This window comes from Paenibacillus ilasis (assembly GCF_043195395.1).
Classification (GTDB): Bacteria; Bacillota; Bacilli; order Paenibacillales; family Paenibacillaceae; genus Paenibacillus_AQ; species Paenibacillus_AQ lautus.
This window is the reverse complement of the sequence record NZ_JBHDJG010000001.1, coordinates 1,547,332-1,565,443: the sequence shown is the minus strand read 5'-3', so window position 1 is coordinate 1,565,443 and position 18,112 is coordinate 1,547,332. Positions and strand designations below refer to the sequence as shown.

The following is an 18,112-nucleotide window of genomic DNA, read 5'->3' as shown; positions in this document are numbered from 1 at the left end:
GTTAGTGAATGAGGGATTCCGCTCCGTCGATATAAATTTCAGTGCCGGTAATATGGGAAGCATCATCGGAGGCCAGAAATGCTACAAGCTGGGCAACCTGTGATGGCTGTCCCGGCCCGTCCGCCAACGGCTGGTCACCTTCCGGATATTCAATCGGGATCGTCACCTCGTCGAGCTCTGGCTTCTCGATGGTGCTCTCATCAATGTTGGTTGAAATCGCGCCGGGACAAATGGCATTTACCCGAATTTTATAACGTGCGAGCTCCAGAGCCGCCATCTTCATGAAAGCAACCTGTCCGGCCTTCGTGGTGCTGTATGCTGAGAAACCAAAGCCGGTAAACACCCGGTTACCGTTGATGGAGCTGGTAATGATGATGCTGCCTCCATGCTCCTTCAAATAGGGAATGGCGTATTTTACCGTGGCAAACGTTCCTCTTAGATTGGTATTGATCGTAGCATCCCATTCATCAAGCTCCATGATTTCGATTGGAGCCTTGGTCCCGTTGATCCCTGCATTCGCAAACACGATATCCATCTTTCCCCACTTCTCGGCAGCTTGGCTGAAGCAATCCTTCAGCGATTCCGCCTTGGAAATATCGCAGTTGCCGGTCAGCGCTTCGCCCCCGCCTTGTTCAATCGTTTGTTTCACCTTCTCTACGCGTTCACGATCAATATCGATCAACAGCAGTTTAGCTCCTTGCTCCGCCAAAAGAAGGGCTGCGGCCTGGCCGATTCCGGAACCAGCACCGGTAACGATGGCTACTTTACCATCCAAACGTTGATTTGTTGACATTGCCACAACCTCCTCGTTTAAGTTTTCCTGATTATAGATAACCCAACGAGTCCGTGTCTGAATCTTGGCTGCCTCGAGCTGTGTATGATGCGTATACGTAATTAATCTCCTCTCTGCCCAAAATCTCCAGTCCATAAAAAAGAAATCGCTCCCCGACTCATCATGGTAAACATACCAAGAGTCCGTGGGAACGATTTCTGAAATCATCCGCTATCGATGACTTGCATTTCCGATCCTATAGCTGGAATACCGCTGGTTTTACACACACCGGTTTGGATTGCGAGACTGTATATCCCGTAAAGGCAAGCTTGCCGTCTTCCGGATTCACATCAAACAATACAAGATTATTCCCGTCCCTATTGGCGACAACCATGAACTTGTCCCCAGGCATCAGCGCAAAATGACGCGGGTGTCCGCCTTCTGTCGAAATATATTGAACCGGACTTAAGCGACCGGTATCTTCATGCACGGAGAATACAACAATGCTGTCATGTCCGCGGTTAGACCCGTATACCGTTTTGCCGTCCGCAGACACGGCAATCTCGGCGCAGTAACTCTCCCCGTCAAAATCCGCAGGCAGTGTCGATATCGTTTCCAGTATTTCTAAACGCCCCTCGTTCGGGATGTAGCGAAGCACCGTGACACTGGAATTCAACTCGTTGATGACATAAGCGTATGCACCGCTTGGATGGAACGCTAAATGACGGGGGCCTACGCCAGCTTCCAGCTGGGTTTCGCCATGAAAGCTCAATTCTTGGGTATTCTCATTTACCGTGTAAGCGAGAATTTTATCCAGTCCCAAGTCCTGTACGAACAAGAATCTACCATCTGGACTGTAAAACGCCGAATGCGCTCTGGATTGCTGATCTTCCCGTACAGAAACGAGATCCGCGTGTTTCTTCTCATCCAGAAGTTCACCGGCTTGTCCATCCGTACCGATTGCATGAAGGCCTACCAAACCTCCATGATAACTCGAAACAATCAGATGCTTGCTCGCTTCATCTCGCTGGATATGGCAAGTAGAGCTGCTCACACTGCGAACCCGGTTCCGTTCAGTCAGCTTGCCGGCAATAGGGTCAATCTCAAAGCTGATGACCTCGCCTGTCTTTCCGCCTTCCTCTGTAATTTCGCCAATGGCATATAAACGTCTGGCTTCCGGGTCTACGTTCAGAAAGGTCGGATTCTTAATGCCGGATACCTCATCAAGCAGCTTCAGTTCGCCGCTATCCCCGTTAAATTCATATACGCATACTCCGCTTTGGTTGTTTTCCGCATACGCACCTGTAAACAGCAGCGTACGTTGTGATGGATTCGCCATAATGCCTATCTCTCCTCTCATTTATCTATAATTTTCATGTTTTATGTAATGTACTTTCAGTTACCATGTTAACTTCAACCCCCATGAAAATCAAATGACTTGACGTCGTTTGCCTGTTTGTCTTTTGTCATACCGGGTATGTATGTATTATATCGACTGAAGGAGGTATTCCCATGAAACAACCGAACAGCGAGGAAGTACGCAATCAGCAGGACACGGAGAATGACTCTCAGGAACAAAGGGACAAGGTGAAGAAACATCAGGATGTGGAGCCTCAGGCTGAGAATTGGAACCCTCGGGATCTCCCCGATCCAAACGATAACCATAAATCAAAATCATAATCGCTTATATAAGAAGGCCGCATGGCAATGTCCATGCGGCCTTCTTATTATGAATATGTCGCAAAGCTGGGATGATTAACCTTCCAACAGCAGCGACTCTGGATCTTCAAGGAGCTCTTTAACCGTTACCAGGAAGCGAACCGCTTCGGAACCATCAACGATCCGATGATCATAGGATAGTGCGATATACATCATAGGACGATTCTCCATACGCTCTGCATCAATAGCTACCGGACGAAGCTGGATTTTGTGCATGCCGAGGATACCCACCTGAGGCGTATTCAGGATCGGCGTAGACAACAGCGAACCGAAGACACCGCCATTCGTGATCGTAAATGTACCGCCTTGCAGCTCAGACAAGGACAGCGCATTATTGCGAGCCTTCGCAGCAAGGTTGCCGATTTCTTTCTCAATCTCGGCAAAGCCAAGACGATCAGCATCGCGAACGACCGGAACAACAAGTCCTTCTTTCGCGGATACCGCAATACCGATATCATAGAATTTCTTCACAACAATATCATCGCCATCGATCTCGGCATTCAGATGCGGGAACCTCTTCAACGCACCTACAACCGCTTTGGTGAAGAAGGACATGAAACCGAGGCCTACGTCATGCTTCTCCTGGAAAGCTTGCTTACGACGCTTGCGCACATCCAGGATTGCTGTCATATCCACTTCATTGAAGGTCGTCAGCATGGCAGCCGTATGCTGCGCTTCGACCAAACGATTCGCAATCGTTTGACGACGGCGGGACATGCGTGTGCGTTCTACCGGCTTTCCATACTCAGCGGCCGGAGCTTGTGCTGCCGGTGCTGCCGTGGAAGCTGCAGGCTTGCTTGGTGCTGCAGGCTGCTTGGCTTCATTATGATTCTTCACATCATCATGGTAAATCCGACCGATCGGGTCGCGGCCCTGTACCTGGTCCAGATCAATCCCGCGTTCACGAGCCAGTTTGCGTGCGGATGGCGATGCAGTCAGACCCGCTCCTTCCTCGTTCTGAGCCGGTACCGGAGCTTGCGGCTTCGGTGCTTCTGCCGCCGGTGCCGGAGCAGCCGCCGTTTGCGCGGATGCAGGAGCTTCAGCTGCCTTCGGTGCCGGTGCGCTTGCAACGCCTTCCTGCGGAGAAATTTGACCGATCACTTCACCGATCGTTACATTCTCCCCTTCTTGACGAAGGATTTTTTCCACAACGCCTTCTGACTCTGCGCTAATTTCAAGATTAACCTTATCCGTTTCTAACTCGAGCAGCACATCACCGATGTTAACGCTATCCCCTTCTTTAACGTGCCATTTGAATATCGTTCCTTCGGTGATGGATTCGCCCATAGCTGGTACAGTAATTTCGCTCACAGCCGCTACCTCCCCAATGAGATCTCTTGATTTATAGTTTTACGATTAAGGGCAAAAGAAATGATGGTCTGTTGCTCATAAGCATGAACATCCTGATAGCCGCTAGCAGGGCTCGAACGCTCAGGACGTCCGCTGTAACGGACCTCTGTGCCTTTAGGTGCAATTTCACGAATTCTTGGTTCCATGAAGCTCCAGCTGCCCATGTTCTGAGGTTCTTCCTGAACCCACAGAATCTCTTTCAGGTTCGGATACTTCTGCAATACACGGGAAATTTCTTCTATCGGGAACGGATACAGCTGTTCCACACGAAGAATATGAATCCAGGACTGATCCTGATCCTTCTGTTTATCCAGTGCGTCCTCCAAATCGATCGCAACTTTCCCCGAGCATAGCACCAGGCGTTCCACCTTCTTCGGTGATTGGCCAAGACCCGGCTGTTCCATCACTTTCTGGAAACCGCCCTCACTGAACGCGTTCACAGGCGATGCCACGCGTGGATTACGGATCAAGCTCTTCGGAGCCATGATCACCAGCGGTCTGGCATCTTCCGTTTCGGTCAATGAAGCCTGTTTGCGCAGCAGATGGAAATACTGGGCAGCGGAAGTCAGATTCGCAACCGTCCAGTTGTCTTCTCCACTCAGCTGGAGGAAGCGTTCCAATCTTGCACTGGAGTGCTCAGGACCATTCCCTTCATACCCGTGAGGAAGCAGCATCACCAAGCTGGACTTCTGTCTCCATTTCGAGCGGCCGGCTGTGATGAACTGGTCAATGATGACCTGGGCACAGTTAACGAAATCGCCATACTGCGCTTCCCAGATAACCAAGGTCTCAGGAGAGTACACATTGTAGCCATATTCAAATCCAACAACGGCTGCTTCGGTTAACGGGCTGTTATGGATCGCGAACGAAGCCTTGGCTTGCGGCAACCGGTGCAGCGGGCAGAAGGTCTCCCCATTAACCGCATCATGAAGCACGAGGTTACGATGGGCAAATGTTGCACGTTCAGCATCCTGTCCCGTAATCCGGATCGGCTTGCCGTCTGCAAGAATCGTAGCGAATGCCAGCGTTTCGGCATGGCCCCAGTCCACCTTCTCGCCTTCGTCGAGCGAGTTGCTGCGGCGCTCGAGGATACGTTGAAGCTTCGGATATACCGTAAAGCCTTCCGGCCACTGCAGGAGCTCGCGATTAATCCCGCGCAGCACTTCTGCAGATACATTCGTAGCTGCTTCGGTCTTGGATTTACCGTCCGTAGCGTTCAATCCAAGCAGGATCTGATCAACAGGATCCTTCAACTTCACGCTCTCGTAAGAATTCTTCAGGACCTCCAGGACGCTATTCTTCAGACCATCCACTTGTTCTTGTGTCAGAATGTTTCCATCCACCAGCTTCTTCATATAAATCGTGCTGACGGTTGGATGATTCTTCACCTTCTGATAGATCAGCGGCTGGGTTGTTTCCGGATCATCGGTTTCGTTGTGGCCATATTTCCGGTAGCCCACAAGATCGATCAGAATGCTCTTCTTGAACTTGTTGCGATAATCGCTCGCAAGACGAGCAACCGCGATACATGCTTCCGGATCATCCGCGTTCACGTGGATAATCGGAATCTCATATCCTTTCGCCAAATCACTCGCATAATGAGTCGATCTGGAATCTCTGCCTTCCGTCGTGAATCCGATACGGTTATTCACGATAATGTGAATCGATCCGCCCGTACGGAACGCCGGCAGTTTATTAAAGTTCAAGGTTTCCGGCACGACCCCTTCGCCAGGGAACGCGGAATCACCATGAATCTGAATGCTAAGCGCTTTGTTTACATCCTGCTTCGGATATCCCGCTTCACTGCGATCCTCCTGAGCAGCACGAGCAAAGCCCTCTACCACCGGATTGACATATTCCAGGTGACTCGGATTGTTCGCGAGGGTAATGCGAACCTGCCGTGCTTCATCCTTCTTCAGATAACGGTCCGCACCCAAGTGATACTTCACGTCACCTGTCCAGCCGTAGTTAATGCCCATGGAGCCTTCGGATGGAACGAGATGTTTATTCGGAGAGTGCATGAACTCCGAGAAAATCTTGCTGTAATCCTTGCCCAGCACATGAGCCAGGACGTTCAAACGACCGCGGTGCGCCATCCCCACGAGGATGGAGTTAACATCCACTTCGGCCATTTGACGAACGATCTCGTCAAGCAGCGGAACGAGTGCTTCGTTGCCCTCAACCGAGAAGCGTTTCGCACCTACGAACGTACGGTGCAGGAATTCCTCGAATTGCTCGGCCTCAAGCAGCTTCTTCAAAAGCCCTTTGCGCTCGTCTACGCTCATGCCGGACAAATAACGTCCCGATTCGGCCTGCTGGTTGAGCCATTTGCGTTCTTCTTCATCGTGAACGTGGCTAAATTCATAGGCAATGGAGCCTGTATATAGTTGTAACAGCCGCTGGATTGCCTCTAAGCCATTCTTGATATCGCTAGGAGCCTCCTCCCAGACGATCTCTGCAGGCAGGGCTGCCAAATCCGCTTGGCTGAGTTGGTAGCTTTCTGGTTGAAGCAGACGCGTGTCAGCTTCGTTTCCAATTCCAATCGGATCAATGTCGGCGGCCAGATGACCGTAGGTTCTAATGTTCCATACCAGTTTGCCGGCAGCTACCCCTTTTTTCAGTAATTGCGGGTCGTAGCTAACACCTTGTCCCTGCGAATCCGCTTTCTTTTCATTGTTTTCCAAAGATGGAGGCGGTCCCCAGCTGGCGAACAGCTCACGGTATCCTGGCTCCACAGATTGCGGGTCTTGCAAAAACTTCTCATACTGATCTTGAATGTACCCCAAGTTCGGACCGTGATATTTCTGCCAAGGTCCCTCTGTCATTCTGTCAAGGGTCTTCATCGCTGACTCCCTCCGTCAGATTATTTTGATTGCTCAAGGACGGAATTTCTAATTTTACATTTTACATTAAATAAACGTTTTCTTACGATTACATTATAATACATTTGGCCTCAATACCGAAAATACCCTTTATATATAATAATGATCTCAGAAACAGATGAATTTGCGTCAATTTTTTGACGATTTGTCCGTGACCCTCCCATTTCCCTGTACAGGATTCCAATTAAAGTCATTTATCTGAAAAAATATCCACTTCCAGCCAGTCCATCTGCCGCAGCGGTTCGGGTCCGGTATCCATCCCCAGCAGCTGGAGAAGCTGTTTGGCGTTGTCGGAAGCATCGCCCCCCGAATTGTTGTTGAATATAATCCAGCACTGCTTCGACTTCTCAAGCAATTGCTCTATCCATTCCTTCCACTGCTCCAATTCCTCTAAGCTGTAACGATATAAATATCGCACCTCGCGCCAGTTGGGCTGACCACTGGAGTGCCACCCTTCGGCGTTACGTCCATGCATCCGGATCATCACAGCCTCTGTACCCGATGTCTCAAGCACGACCGGTACGGATCCAATGCCTGCCTGCGGCTCGTCGGCAATGCTGTGGATCCAGCCCTCGCTTCGCATAAACTCAAGCGTCTTCTCCCGAAACTCCGGCGCATACCAGCTCTGATGCCGAAATTCCAGCGCTATCGGAACATCCTTCATCCACTCCCGCGTACGCTTCAGAATGTCCACATGTTTGCGTTCGCAACCGAACCATGGCGGATATTGAAAAAGAACGGTTCTTAATTTGCCCGCAGCCCGCAATTCCTCGACTGACGTGAGCAAATGATCAAACATGGTTTTGACGCTCGGGTATCTGTCCTTGCCCTGGCCGCGTGCATGACCTGTCATGCCTTGATAAGCTTTAACAATAAAACCAAAGTGGTTTGGGACGGCAGCTGCCCACTTATTCATTTGTTCCGGTGAAGGTATGGCATAGAACGAGTTGTCCATCTCCACGATGGGAAAATGTCGGCTGTACATTTCCAGCCTGTCCGAAGGCCTCGCCCCTTCATCATACAGCTTGTCATGATCTCCCCATCCGGACAGCCCCACCTGAATCACATGCTCATGCTTTTCTTCCTTTAACATAACAATCCTCTCATCCACATGATTTACCATATCGGGGACTTCTATTAATTAACCTCATACGGGATCTTTCAAAAGCAGGCAACCCCTTACTGATTTTACCAACGCCTTCATAAACGTTACTTCTGATCGTAAAAAATATGATGCGCCTCCAACGCTCCGTTTAGGATGAGAATCCTTCCATAGGAGTACCTGGGCTGGCGCCTTTTATCCGTGGCGGAACCGGGATTGAAGAGCAGCACCCCTTGTACATGTTCTTTAAACGGGATATGGGAGTGACCGAACAAGATACAGTCCACCTCCGTGTCCGCAAAAGCTTTCCTTGCGCGGGAGGGGGTTGTTCCTCCTTGTCCGTGCCCATGCACAATACCGATGCGTTTGCCTTCGATTTCGACCAGCTTCTTGTAACCTAACCGTTCTATGATCCGCTCGTCGTCAACGTTTCCGGCTACTCCTTCCACCGGAGCGTATTGACTAAGCTGTTCATAGAGCTCCCAATTGGACCAGTCTCCTGCATGAAGAATAAGATCCGAATGTCTTACATCTTCAAGCAGCGAGGCTGGGAGCTCTTTCGCTTTTCTTGGCATATGGGTGTCTGACAATACCGTAATCCGAAATGGATGACTCATCTTGATTGACCCCTTCTTCATGATTTGAAATGCTGGGATATCTGCTTTCTGACACTAATCTATATCCTACCAAATAAACGAATTCAAATAAAACCGCGCAGGTGAACTGCGCGGTTTTATTGGTCTGTTGTAGACAGAAAAAATTTCCAATCATAAGTTTTAGTTTGTCCTGGTGCTGAATACAATGTACGAGCATGAAGGTACAAGCTTTCTTATCTATGATCATGACGAGAGGTGGAAGTCAATGAGTATTTTTATAAGCTACATGATTCTGGGACTTTCTCTATCAGCACCCGTAGGCCCGGTCAATGCAGCGCAGCTCGACAAGGGGATCAAAAAAGGTTTTTGGCATGCATGGCTGTTCGGAATCGGTGCGGTCCTGGCGGACATCCTTTATATGATCCTGGTCTACCTGGGCGTTGTTCACTTTCTGAATACACCGTTCATGCAGACCTTCCTGTGGCTGTTCGGCGCCTTTGTTCTTATCTATTCCGGGCTGGAAAGCATCCTGAATGCCAATAAAGTGACGATCAGTCAAGACAGCAATGAAGATTCGTTGTGGAAAAGCATGCTCTCCGGGTTTCTCATGTCCGTGTCCAATCCGATGACGATCCTGTTCTGGCTGGGCATCTACGGCTCAATTCTCGTTAAAACCGCAGCGGACGACGGATCCGCCAATCTGTTTCTCTACAGCGTGGCCGTCATCGCCGGAGTAGTGATATGGGATTTGTTCATGGCTGCGCTCGGCAGTGTATTCCGCCGATATTTAAGCAATAGAGCGCTCTCCCTGGTCTCCATTCTTTCCGGAATCTCGTTGATCATCTTTGGCGTCTATTTTGGAATTCGCGCTCTCGCCCTGCTATACCCGCTCATATTCTAACGGGCTGGCTTGGGACGAAACTTGGGCTTGTCCGCCTCCCTGACGTGGCCTTGGCCGGATTTCTTCCACACGGCGCGCATGCATAGGACAACCAGACCGATTACGAGGATAAACCCCAGACTGATCCAGAGCCCCGGGCGGCTTGTGGGGTGCAGTGCGGTTCCACTGACCGCTCCTGCGATTAAAAGCATCCCGATGTATCTTTTGATCTTGCCCCAAACCGTAAGCTCTATGAGTCGGCCTGCCGATATGAGGATGAAGAACCAGTTATACAGCAGCATTAGTCCTGCACCCGTGGTCAGATACTCATAAATCTTGCCTGGCATGAGCAGAGACAACACAATGGATACAATCAACCCGATAGCTGTAAGGGATAGTGCATATATGGGCGTATCCCGCTTAAATTTTTTCCTGGAAAAAAGCTTGGGAGCGTCCTTATCTTCAGATAACGTAACGAGCATCGTGGTCACAGCATACAGCGAAGCCACCATGGTTGAGAAACCGGCTATAATCAATACAGCATTAAATATATGCGGGATAAAAGGAAGCTGATAGGAGCTTAGCGCCACAACAAAGGGACTTTTCGTCGTGGAGAATTGGTTCCAAGCCACCATAATCACCGCCATGCCAATCGAAAGTACGTAAACGATGGATAGCAGCAGAATCATCACTCTACCCGCTTTGGGCGCTTCCTTCGGATTCTTCAAGCGAATCGCCATGACCCCCATGACTTCAATTCCGCCAAAGGCATAAAATGCAAAAATTAGAGACGACCACATGCCCATGCCACCAGCCGGAAAAAAGGCATTGAAACTGCCTGGAACGTGCGGCTTCGTCCCTCCTTTTAACCACCCCATCAAAGCGGCAGCAGCAATAACGAGAAACATGACAATCGCGGCGACTTTAATCACGGCCAATACATTCTCCAGCCGGTCGAAGCCTTTGTTCCCGATCCATATGACAAACAGTCCCAATATGGCGAAACCTGACGCAAATATCCACATCGGAACGCCTGGAAACCAAAAACGCGAGAATATCGCAAGCGCCGTCATCTGGCTCCCCATAATCAAAACTTCGGAACACCAGTACATCCACCCTGTAGAGAAGCCTGCCCATCGGCCATAGGCTTTTTTGGCATAGGTTCGGAACGAGCCCTTCTGCGGATCGTCGGCCGTCATTCGTGACAGCACATCAAACACAAAGAAGGTGGCTGTCGCAGCCAATATAATCGAAAGAAGAAAAGCCGGTCCTCCAAGCCGGATACCTAATGCGGATCCAAGAAAATAGCCTGTGCCGATCGTTGATGCAACCCCCAGCAGCGATAGCTGCCACCATCTCAAGTTCCCTGCCTCCGTCTTCGCCCCTTTGTTCACGGTTCAGTCCTCCAGATTATTGTTATGGGTTCGTTCAAAACTTTCCTTATTATGAAGGGAACCTTCGTGATTTATGTACCGCGGATCCCAACCTAAAAATGCCTTATGGCAAAGAGAAGCCATGGAATTAAGCTCATATCCAGCCTGTGGCTGGGTGCTCTCGCATATTTTGGTTGTTCCCCGAGAAACCTAAACGAAAGAAAGCTGAATTGGGGGATCACAGATGTCAGGAGCTCGCGGTATTCCAACAAATCAGGCGTTTATGATTATGATGCTTACGGCCGGCTTGACCAATCATGTCATGATCATACCTGTGCTTCTGGAGAAATCCGGACGGGATGCCTGGATCACCATTATCGTGTCGGCCGTATTATTCATGCCCTGGATTCTGCTTATTTACCGGATCATTCAAAAGGTCGGCAATCGTTCTATCACGCAAGCGTTGGACGAAAGCAGCGGCAGAGGCGCTCGAATACTGGCGATGAGTATGTCCGGTTTGTATTTTTTCACCTTTGCCTTTTATACCTTAAAGGAAGTTATCGATTGGACAAAGTCGACCTATATGATCCAAACTCCCGTTATTGCTACCGCGTTGTTACTCGTGGTGTTATGTCTTGTCAGCGTAAATCACGGCATAAAGACCATCGGCGTTTCAGCCGGAATCTTGCTTCCTTTCGTTGTAATGCTAGGCATATTCGTATCCTTGTCCAACCTGAAAGTGAAAAATTACAGTTACTTGCTCCCTGTACTTGAGGGCGGCTTTATGCCGGTGCTGAGCGGAATCCCGACCATGTTGGGGGGGCTGTCCCAATTTATCTTGATCTTGTTTCTGCGGCCTCACCTGCAGAAAAAGCCCGGTTTCCTTACCATCCTGCTCATCCATCTTGTTCTCGTATTCCTCACGTTTGGACCCACGATCGGCGGCATTGCCGAATTTGGACCCGAAGAAATGAAGCTTCAGCGTTATCCTGCTTATGAACAGTGGCGTCTCGTAAAGTTAGGAAAATTCGTGGAGCATGTCGATTTTTTATCGATTTTCCAATGGCTTAGCGGAGCTTATATCTCGATTTCGATTTCGATTTTTTTGCTCTGCGAAACCGTTCTTCCCAAGTCCAAGCAAAGTGTTGGCGTATTAGCCGTCTCCACGCTGCTGATCATTCTGTGTGCCTCACCGATCAGCAATTTGAAAATGTACTATGCCATGGCCGACTACTTCTTGCCCGCATCCGCTGTCTATATCACCGTCTTAAGTCTGCTCTTGTTCTTCTTGATCCGCAAGCCACAACAACAACAACAACAACAACAACAACAGACTTCAGCGAAAGGAGAATCTCAACAATGACCATAACAGAACAACAACTCCGAGAGCGTTATGCCGATTCCGATGACATCTATATCACGTCTTATCCGGGTGCGGAAGGCGATACGCTGCCATGGGCGATCATGGTTTACAATCCGATGATGTGCGATCCGCAGATGATGTCCAAGATTCTGCTACCTGTTATCAGCAAAGAATGGAATTTATCCGTTCCCCAAAAGCAGCCGTTCGATCCAAATCTTCTGGATTATCATCTTACCCTGGACTCTTCGGAGTCCAACATGGAATCGGTCGATGATATTGTTTACTCTGGCTATGTTGCGTTGTATTTTCCTAAGGAGAACAAGCTGTATTCTTACAGTGCTAGTAAAAGTATTACACGTGCACCGGAAGAGAGTGCCTCCGTAACCTCTGTCAAAGGACCTCGCGACGGATTTGTCGAGGAATTGGATATCAATGTATCGCTTATTCGGAAACGGTTGAAATCTCCCGAGCTTGTCTACTCCTCCTTTAAGCTGGGCGACAAGAGCAAAACCTCCGTCGGCATCATGTATTTAAAGGACAAGGTGATACCGGAGACCGTCAAGGAGGTCGTGGATAAACTAAATCATTTCACTGGGGACCCTCCCGTGGGCATCGGCGAGCTTGCAGAACATTTATCGCCTTATCGCTTCACGGTCCTCCCGATGTTCGATTATACGGGCAGAACGGATTTAGCATACGATTCTTTAACGCGCGGACGTTTAATCATTATTATGCAGGGAAGTCCCGTGATATTGATTGCGCCTGCCAGCTTCATGCAGCTGGTGTTTGCCGCGGAAGATCCCCAAATGCCGTTTTATTTCGTCATGCCTTGGAGAATTTTAAGGCTGGTTGGATTCTTGATCTCCGTTCTGCTCCCAGGATTTTATATTACTTTGATGTCGTTTCATCAGGATCAAATTCCTTTTCCCTTGCTCGCAACCATTGCCAACACCCGGCTAGGAATGCCCATACCGACCGGAATCGAAATGCTGGTCATTCTGTTCCTGCTCACCTTGCTGCGGGAAGCTGGCATGCAAATGCCCTCACCCATTGCATCCACCATTACGGTTGTTTCGGGTATCATCATCGGTGACGCTGCGATTCGGGGCGGCTTTTTCTCGCCGACGATGACGGTAGTCGCTGCGCTTGCCTTTGTTGCGGGCTCCACTCACTCCAATCAGGATTTTGTTATCTCTCAGACGATTCTTCGCTTTTTTGTCCTTACCCTGTCCTCCCTGTTCGGGTTATTCGGCTTCTTCATATCGGTCTTCATCATCGTTCAGTATGCAGCCCACCATAACCCTTTCGGACAGCCATACCTTGCCCCCTTCTCCCCCTTCTCTAAATCCAAAATCTTGGGCAATCTCATGCGAGTCCCGGGGAAACGAAAAAAAGGCGGCGCGCTATGAAACGGGCATGGATTCTCGTATGTATAGTATCTTTGCTGCTCTCAGGCTGCTGGGACAACAAAGAAGTTCAGGATATCAACTATATTACGGCTATGGGCGTCGATTATAAGGACGACAAGTATATTATCTATGTGCAGATGCTGGACTTCGCAACGATTGCCAAACAAGAAAGCAGCAAGCCAACGGAGAAAGCGCCGATTTGGGTCGGCCGAGGAACCGGCACCACTTTGACTGAAGCCCTGATCGATTTATATACATCGAGTCAGCAGCGGATCTCTTGGGGCCATGTCACGGCCTTGGTCCTTTCGGAATCGGTATTAAAACCTAAGCAGTTGTCCCAAGTGTTCGATTTGACCAACCGTTCGCAGGAAATCCGTTACACGAAATGGATTTATGGCACCCAGGATAAAATGGAGGATCTCTTTACGGTGTCGCCGTTCTTCCAGCTCTCACCCCTGCATTCGCTGCTTCATGAACCCAGAGAAAGCTATATCCAGTTCTCGTTTATACGTCCGATTCAATTCGTGAACTTTATTCGTCTCTACCGGGAAAAAGCCGCTACCGTCGTATTGCCCTCCCTTCATATTTCAGCTCAAAATTGGTCGGAAAATTTGAAGCAGCATCCGATTTTAGAAGTGAACGGCGGCTTTCTGATCAAGAACAAGGAATTGATGGGTTGGCTCAAACGATCCGATCTGCTGGGCATCCGCTGGTTAGCATCGCCTCAATCCCACGCTGCCATCATTGTTCAGGGCAACGACGAAGCCGTCGGGAGCATACGGCTGGAGAAGCCCCAATCCTCGATTGAAGTTATTCGTAAACCAAATGATGCGTCGTATCGGATCAAGCTGAATATCATCGGGACGGTACAGAATATGTACAAAAAGGTGGGAATTAAGGAGATGAAGCGCCTAACGGAAGATACCCTGCGAAAAGAATTGTATAATACCTTCCATAAAGCAGCATTGATCCACGCGGATCCCTACGAGCTATGTCTCCAATTGTACCGGATCGATCCGAAGCTCTGGAAGAAATTAGAGAAAGAGAAAAAGGATATCTACGACGAAACGTCGCTCGAGTTTGACATCGATGTCAATATCCGATACTGGGGACAACGCAAAAGCCTGAACCGATAAGGGGCTTCCTGGACTAGCTGCTGTTCCCCGAAATGCGATAACAACAAAAAGAAGCAGACCTTTATCGTCCTGCTTCTTTTTGTTGTTCGTTTATTTCTTCATAATTTCCTTGATGTCGTCCTTAATGGATTCCGCCTGCGGTCCGAATACGACCTGAACCGCGCCTTGACCCAGACGCATGACACCGGATGCGCCTAATTTCTTTAACTCCGAATCCTTAACAGCCTTCTCATCCTTAACCACGAGGCGCAGGCGTGTGATACAAGCATCGATGCTGGTAATATTATCCGCACCGCCGATGTTTTGCAGAACCTTGGCCGCCTTGGACTCATTGGATACTGCGCCAGATGGGGACGGCGCTGCTGTATCAGCATCGTCAGAAACCGGATCCAAGTCGTCGTCATCCTCGCGTCCAGGCGTTTTCAAGTTCAGCTTGACGATCAGGATTCTGAACAGCAGATAGTAAACGACACCGAAAGCCAAGCCTACCGGCAAGAGCAGCCAAGCATTGGTAGACAGCTTCAGATTCACCAGGTAGTCGATCAGGCCTGCCGAGAACGAGAAGCCCAAATGCACATCAAGGACATACATGATCAATCCGGAAAGGCCTGTCAAAATCGCATGCACCACATACAATACCGGAGCAATGAACATGAACGCGAATTCAAGTGGTTCCGTGATCCCCGTCAGGAACGATGCCACTGCCGAACCGATAAAGATGGAGCCGACAAGCTTGCGTTTGGACGGCTTGGCGGTATGCATAAACGCCAGCGCCGCAGCCGGCATCGCAAACATCATGATCGGGAAGAAACCGGACATGAACATACCAGCCGTCGGGTCTCCCGCAAAGAAACGCCACAGGTCGCCGTGAACGACTTCGCCAGCGGCATTCGTGTAATCGCCGATCTGGAACCATGCGATGGAGTTTAATACGTGATGCAGACCCAGAGGGATCAGCAAGCGGTTGGCCGTACCGAAAATGAACGATCCGATGCCTCCAAGGCCGACAACCCAGTTGCCGAAGGCGGAAATGCCGTCCTGGACTGGGCTCCAAATCATGCCGATCAGCACCGCGAGCACCATCGTGGAGGCTGCTGTGATAATTGGAACGAAGCGTTTACCCGCGAAGAAGCCCAACCAATCCGGCATTTTAATGTTGTGGAATTTGTTATACAGGTAGGCGGACCACAGACCGACAAAGAACCCGCCAAGAACGCCCATATTCAGCTTCACATCATCCGGTATAAACGGCATTTGCAGCGGCACTTGCTCCAGAACTCTTGTAAGCACCATGTACCCAATAAGGGCGGATAGACCCGCAACGGCGTCCCCGGCGAATCCGATCGCGACGCCGATCGCAAAGATAATCGGCAAATTATCCAGAATGGCAAGGGCGCCGGAAGTCATGAACGGAGTTACATATTGATTCAGAAAAGCTCCGAGAGCTCCCAAAGGTATATCCTTTTGATAGTCGATCAATCCAAGCCCCTGCAAGATTCCCGCCGCAGGCAAGGTGGCCACCGGCAGCATAAGGGACTTACCCAGCTTTTGCAATTTAGCCAGCATGTCAATCATCCTTTCAACTTCAATAATTTAGCTTTTACTGAAACCGTTTACATAATGCGTCGAATGAATAACCATTTATTCCCTTCCATCAAGGAACAAAAAGACTCAGAAAATCCTCCTCCTTGGTAGTACATGTATTCACCATTTTAAGGCGGCATGGATGCCATGAATGATTCTATACCAACAAAAAAAGCCAAGAAGCACGGTGACTATAAAAGTTATAGTCCGTTTCTTCTTGGCTCATGCCCATGTTTATGGTAACACGCCTTAAAACGTATTCTTTTGATGTTGTTATCTTAATTCACGTCTTCCTGTTTTGTCAATAACCAATATTTCAATCAATCGCCTATGGAATTGAACTACTTCAATTCAATGGTCATGACAGGATCCTGGCCGGACACGACACTGCCGGTCTGACCGTCAACCTTGGAAGCCACCTCATCCGCATTGGTCACAATAATCGGGGTAATCGTCGGATAACCTGCGGCTTGGATTGCAGCCATGTCGAATTCGATGAGCGTCTGACCCGACTTCACCTGATCGCCTGCTTGAACATGGCTTGTGAAACCTTCACCTTTCAAACCGACTGTATTAATCCCGATGTGGAATAAATACTGCAAACCGGTCGCCGGATCCTCCAGCATCACGGCATGCTTGGATTTGATTACATGCGCAACCGTCCCGTCAAAAGGCGCAATTAATTTGCCCTCGGAAGGCTCGATGGCAATGCCTTGGCCCATATGACCAGCAGCAAATGCCTCATCGGGCACTTGTGATAAAGGCACCGCTTTACCCGACAATGGTGCTGTAAGTTGAATGGCAGTAGCTGTTTTTTTCTTTTTCCAACGATCAAACATATTAAGATTCCTCCCTGGGTTGATTCTTTTGCTGTAGTCGGCCTGTGAAGAGCCGATATAGATGCATCGCTAGAAAGCAAACCTCCGCTTCAGGTACTTTCTTGCCGAGTTCTTTCTCCATCATGCCTGCGAGGCGTGTAGCCAGACCATACTCATTTGTGAACTTGGAGCGGATCTGGTCCGCGAACGGATTATCCACATGGATTTCTTGATTCAACATACGGTCTACCGAGAACCTCAAATGCATCAGAAGACGGACATAGTCCATGCTTCCCCGGTCAAAAGCAACCTGCCGTTCCTCTTCAATATACCTTACCAGGCTTCCCACCACATTCGATGCCTTCACCAGATGGCCTACGGGCACATGGCTGACAGCTGAATACACATGATAGGTCAAAAAGCCGATCTCATCCTCCGGAACTTCGATATCGAAGGTCTGGCCGATCAATTCCGCTGCCTTGGCTGCGATATCATATTCTTTTGGGAAGCTGATCCGGGTTTCTTCAAGGAAAGGATTAATAATATCCATGCCTTTACGGATTCTGTATATCGTAAACTGGATATGGCTTGGAAGTGCCAGGTACACCTTGTCATTTAATGTGCCCGGAAATTCCTGTCCAATGATATTGAGTATCTGATCCGTGATCTCCATCACCTGTGGATCAAATTCTTCCAGCAGATGGTGAGCTTGACTCCACTGCTCCCGATCCTCCAGCCTGAAGAGCTTCTCAATCCGCTTATCATCCGAAGCGATCGTTCCGCCTGCTTTGGCGCCGAAGCCAATGCCTTTGCCTAAGATGACGTATTCCGATTCTTTCTTACCGCCGGTGACCATCACGACATTGTTACCAATAACACGTACGACTGTAAACAACTCGATCCCGCTCATAAACTTCCCCCTTTCCTTTAAGTTTAATCAGTGAAACGGCGAAGGATTCATGTCCAAAGAAATGCTGCTATACTTATTCCCCAAAACATTAAAAAAACCAAGAAAAGACCCCATGTGAAAGCTGTCTCTTCTTGGCTCATGCCCTGTTAAGGTAACACGCCGCTTTATGTTGCTGCTATGAATCCATCATAAAACAATTGTCTTGCATTCGTCAACAT

At 49.3% G+C, this 18,112-nt stretch carries 15 protein-coding genes; 5 read left to right on the top strand and 10 right to left on the bottom strand.

Annotated elements, in window-relative coordinates:
* Position 1 precedes the first annotated feature (1 nt).
* Together ACETK5_RS07555 and ACETK5_RS07550 are read right to left on the bottom strand one after the other, a co-directional pair.
* Entirely contained in the window at positions 2–793 is a 792-nt protein-coding gene (locus ACETK5_RS07555) for an SDR family oxidoreductase (RefSeq protein ID WP_326094713.1), read from the bottom strand.
* A 235-nt stretch (positions 794–1,028) separates the two neighbouring features.
* Positions 1,029–2,111, bottom strand: coding sequence for a lactonase family protein (locus ACETK5_RS07550; RefSeq protein WP_394054890.1), 1,083 nt, complete (start codon positions 2,109–2,111; stop codon positions 1,029–1,031).
* Between the two features lie 173 nt (positions 2,112–2,284).
* On the opposite strand from ACETK5_RS07550, the gene ACETK5_RS07545 reads away from it, so the two are divergent.
* Entirely contained in the window at positions 2,285–2,452 is a 168-nt protein-coding gene (locus ACETK5_RS07545) for a hypothetical protein (RefSeq protein ID WP_165789659.1), read from the top strand.
* 75 nt (positions 2,453–2,527) lie between these two features.
* On the opposite strand, the gene odhB is transcribed toward ACETK5_RS07545, so the two are convergent.
* The 4 genes from odhB to ACETK5_RS07525 all read right to left on the bottom strand — a co-directional run bounded on the left by odhB (position 2,528) and on the right by ACETK5_RS07525 (position 8,442).
* A complete protein-coding gene (odhB, locus tag ACETK5_RS07540) occupies positions 2,528–3,802 on the bottom strand; it encodes a 2-oxoglutarate dehydrogenase complex dihydrolipoyllysine-residue succinyltransferase (protein WP_100537950.1) in 1,275 nt (424 codons plus the stop codon).
* Between the two features lie 5 nt (positions 3,803–3,807).
* On the bottom strand, positions 3,808–6,684 hold the full coding sequence (locus ACETK5_RS07535; RefSeq protein WP_394054887.1) for a 2-oxoglutarate dehydrogenase E1 component: 2,877 nt from the start codon (positions 6,682–6,684) through the stop codon (positions 3,808–3,810).
* Positions 6,685–6,913: 229 nt separating this feature from the next.
* Positions 6,914–7,816, bottom strand: a complete 903-nt coding sequence (locus ACETK5_RS07530; protein ID WP_394054885.1) for a DUF72 domain-containing protein — start codon at positions 7,814–7,816, stop codon at positions 6,914–6,916.
* A gap of 116 nt (positions 7,817–7,932) precedes the next feature.
* Positions 7,933–8,442, bottom strand: coding sequence for a metallophosphoesterase family protein (locus ACETK5_RS07525; RefSeq protein WP_326120194.1), 510 nt, complete (start codon positions 8,440–8,442; stop codon positions 7,933–7,935).
* A 244-nt stretch (positions 8,443–8,686) separates the two neighbouring features.
* On the opposite strand from ACETK5_RS07525, the gene ACETK5_RS07520 reads away from it, so the two are divergent.
* Positions 8,687–9,322, top strand: coding sequence for a LysE family transporter (locus ACETK5_RS07520; RefSeq protein ID WP_100537954.1), 636 nt, complete (start codon positions 8,687–8,689; stop codon positions 9,320–9,322).
* Here ACETK5_RS07520 and ACETK5_RS07515 read toward each other — a convergent pair.
* Complete coding sequence (locus ACETK5_RS07515; protein WP_326113059.1) at positions 9,319–10,695, bottom strand: amino acid permease; 1,377 nt, start codon at positions 10,693–10,695, stop codon at positions 9,319–9,321. The genes ACETK5_RS07520 and ACETK5_RS07515 overlap by 4 nt on opposite strands.
* Before the next feature lie 223 nt (positions 10,696–10,918).
* Here ACETK5_RS07515 and ACETK5_RS07510 point away from each other — a divergent pair, with 223 nt between their 5' ends.
* From ACETK5_RS07510 to ACETK5_RS07500, 3 genes are read left to right on the top strand one after another with little or no spacing between them, the layout of a single operon-like run.
* Positions 10,919–12,037, top strand: coding sequence for a GerAB/ArcD/ProY family transporter (locus ACETK5_RS07510; protein WP_394054882.1), 1,119 nt, complete (start codon positions 10,919–10,921; stop codon positions 12,035–12,037).
* Positions 12,034–13,446 (top strand): spore germination protein, encoded by a 1,413-nt coding sequence (locus ACETK5_RS07505; RefSeq protein ID WP_326113056.1) that lies wholly within the window; start codon positions 12,034–12,036, stop codon positions 13,444–13,446. The genes ACETK5_RS07510 and ACETK5_RS07505 overlap by 4 nt, the downstream gene beginning before the upstream one ends.
* Complete coding sequence (locus tag ACETK5_RS07500; RefSeq protein ID WP_394054880.1) at positions 13,443–14,582, top strand: Ger(x)C family spore germination protein; 1,140 nt, start codon at positions 13,443–13,445, stop codon at positions 14,580–14,582. Before ACETK5_RS07505 ends, ACETK5_RS07500 begins: the two co-directional genes overlap by 4 nt.
* A gap of 90 nt (positions 14,583–14,672) precedes the next feature.
* Here the strand turns inward: ACETK5_RS07500 and nagE are convergent, their stop codons facing one another.
* The 3 genes from nagE to ACETK5_RS07485 all read right to left on the bottom strand — a co-directional run bounded on the left by nagE (position 14,673) and on the right by ACETK5_RS07485 (position 17,894).
* Positions 14,673–16,148, bottom strand: a complete 1,476-nt coding sequence (nagE, locus tag ACETK5_RS07495; protein ID WP_326113054.1) for an N-acetylglucosamine-specific PTS transporter subunit IIBC — start codon at positions 16,146–16,148, stop codon at positions 14,673–14,675.
* 359 nt (positions 16,149–16,507) lie between these two features.
* On the bottom strand, positions 16,508–17,005 hold the full coding sequence (locus ACETK5_RS07490; protein ID WP_100537960.1) for a PTS sugar transporter subunit IIA: 498 nt from the start codon (positions 17,003–17,005) through the stop codon (positions 16,508–16,510).
* A 1-nt stretch (position 17,006) separates the two neighbouring features.
* Positions 17,007–17,894: a BglG family transcription antiterminator gene (locus ACETK5_RS07485; protein ID WP_100537961.1), complete on the bottom strand. Its 888-nt coding sequence runs from the start codon at positions 17,892–17,894 to the stop codon at positions 17,007–17,009.
* Positions 17,895–18,112: the final 218 nt, after the last annotated feature.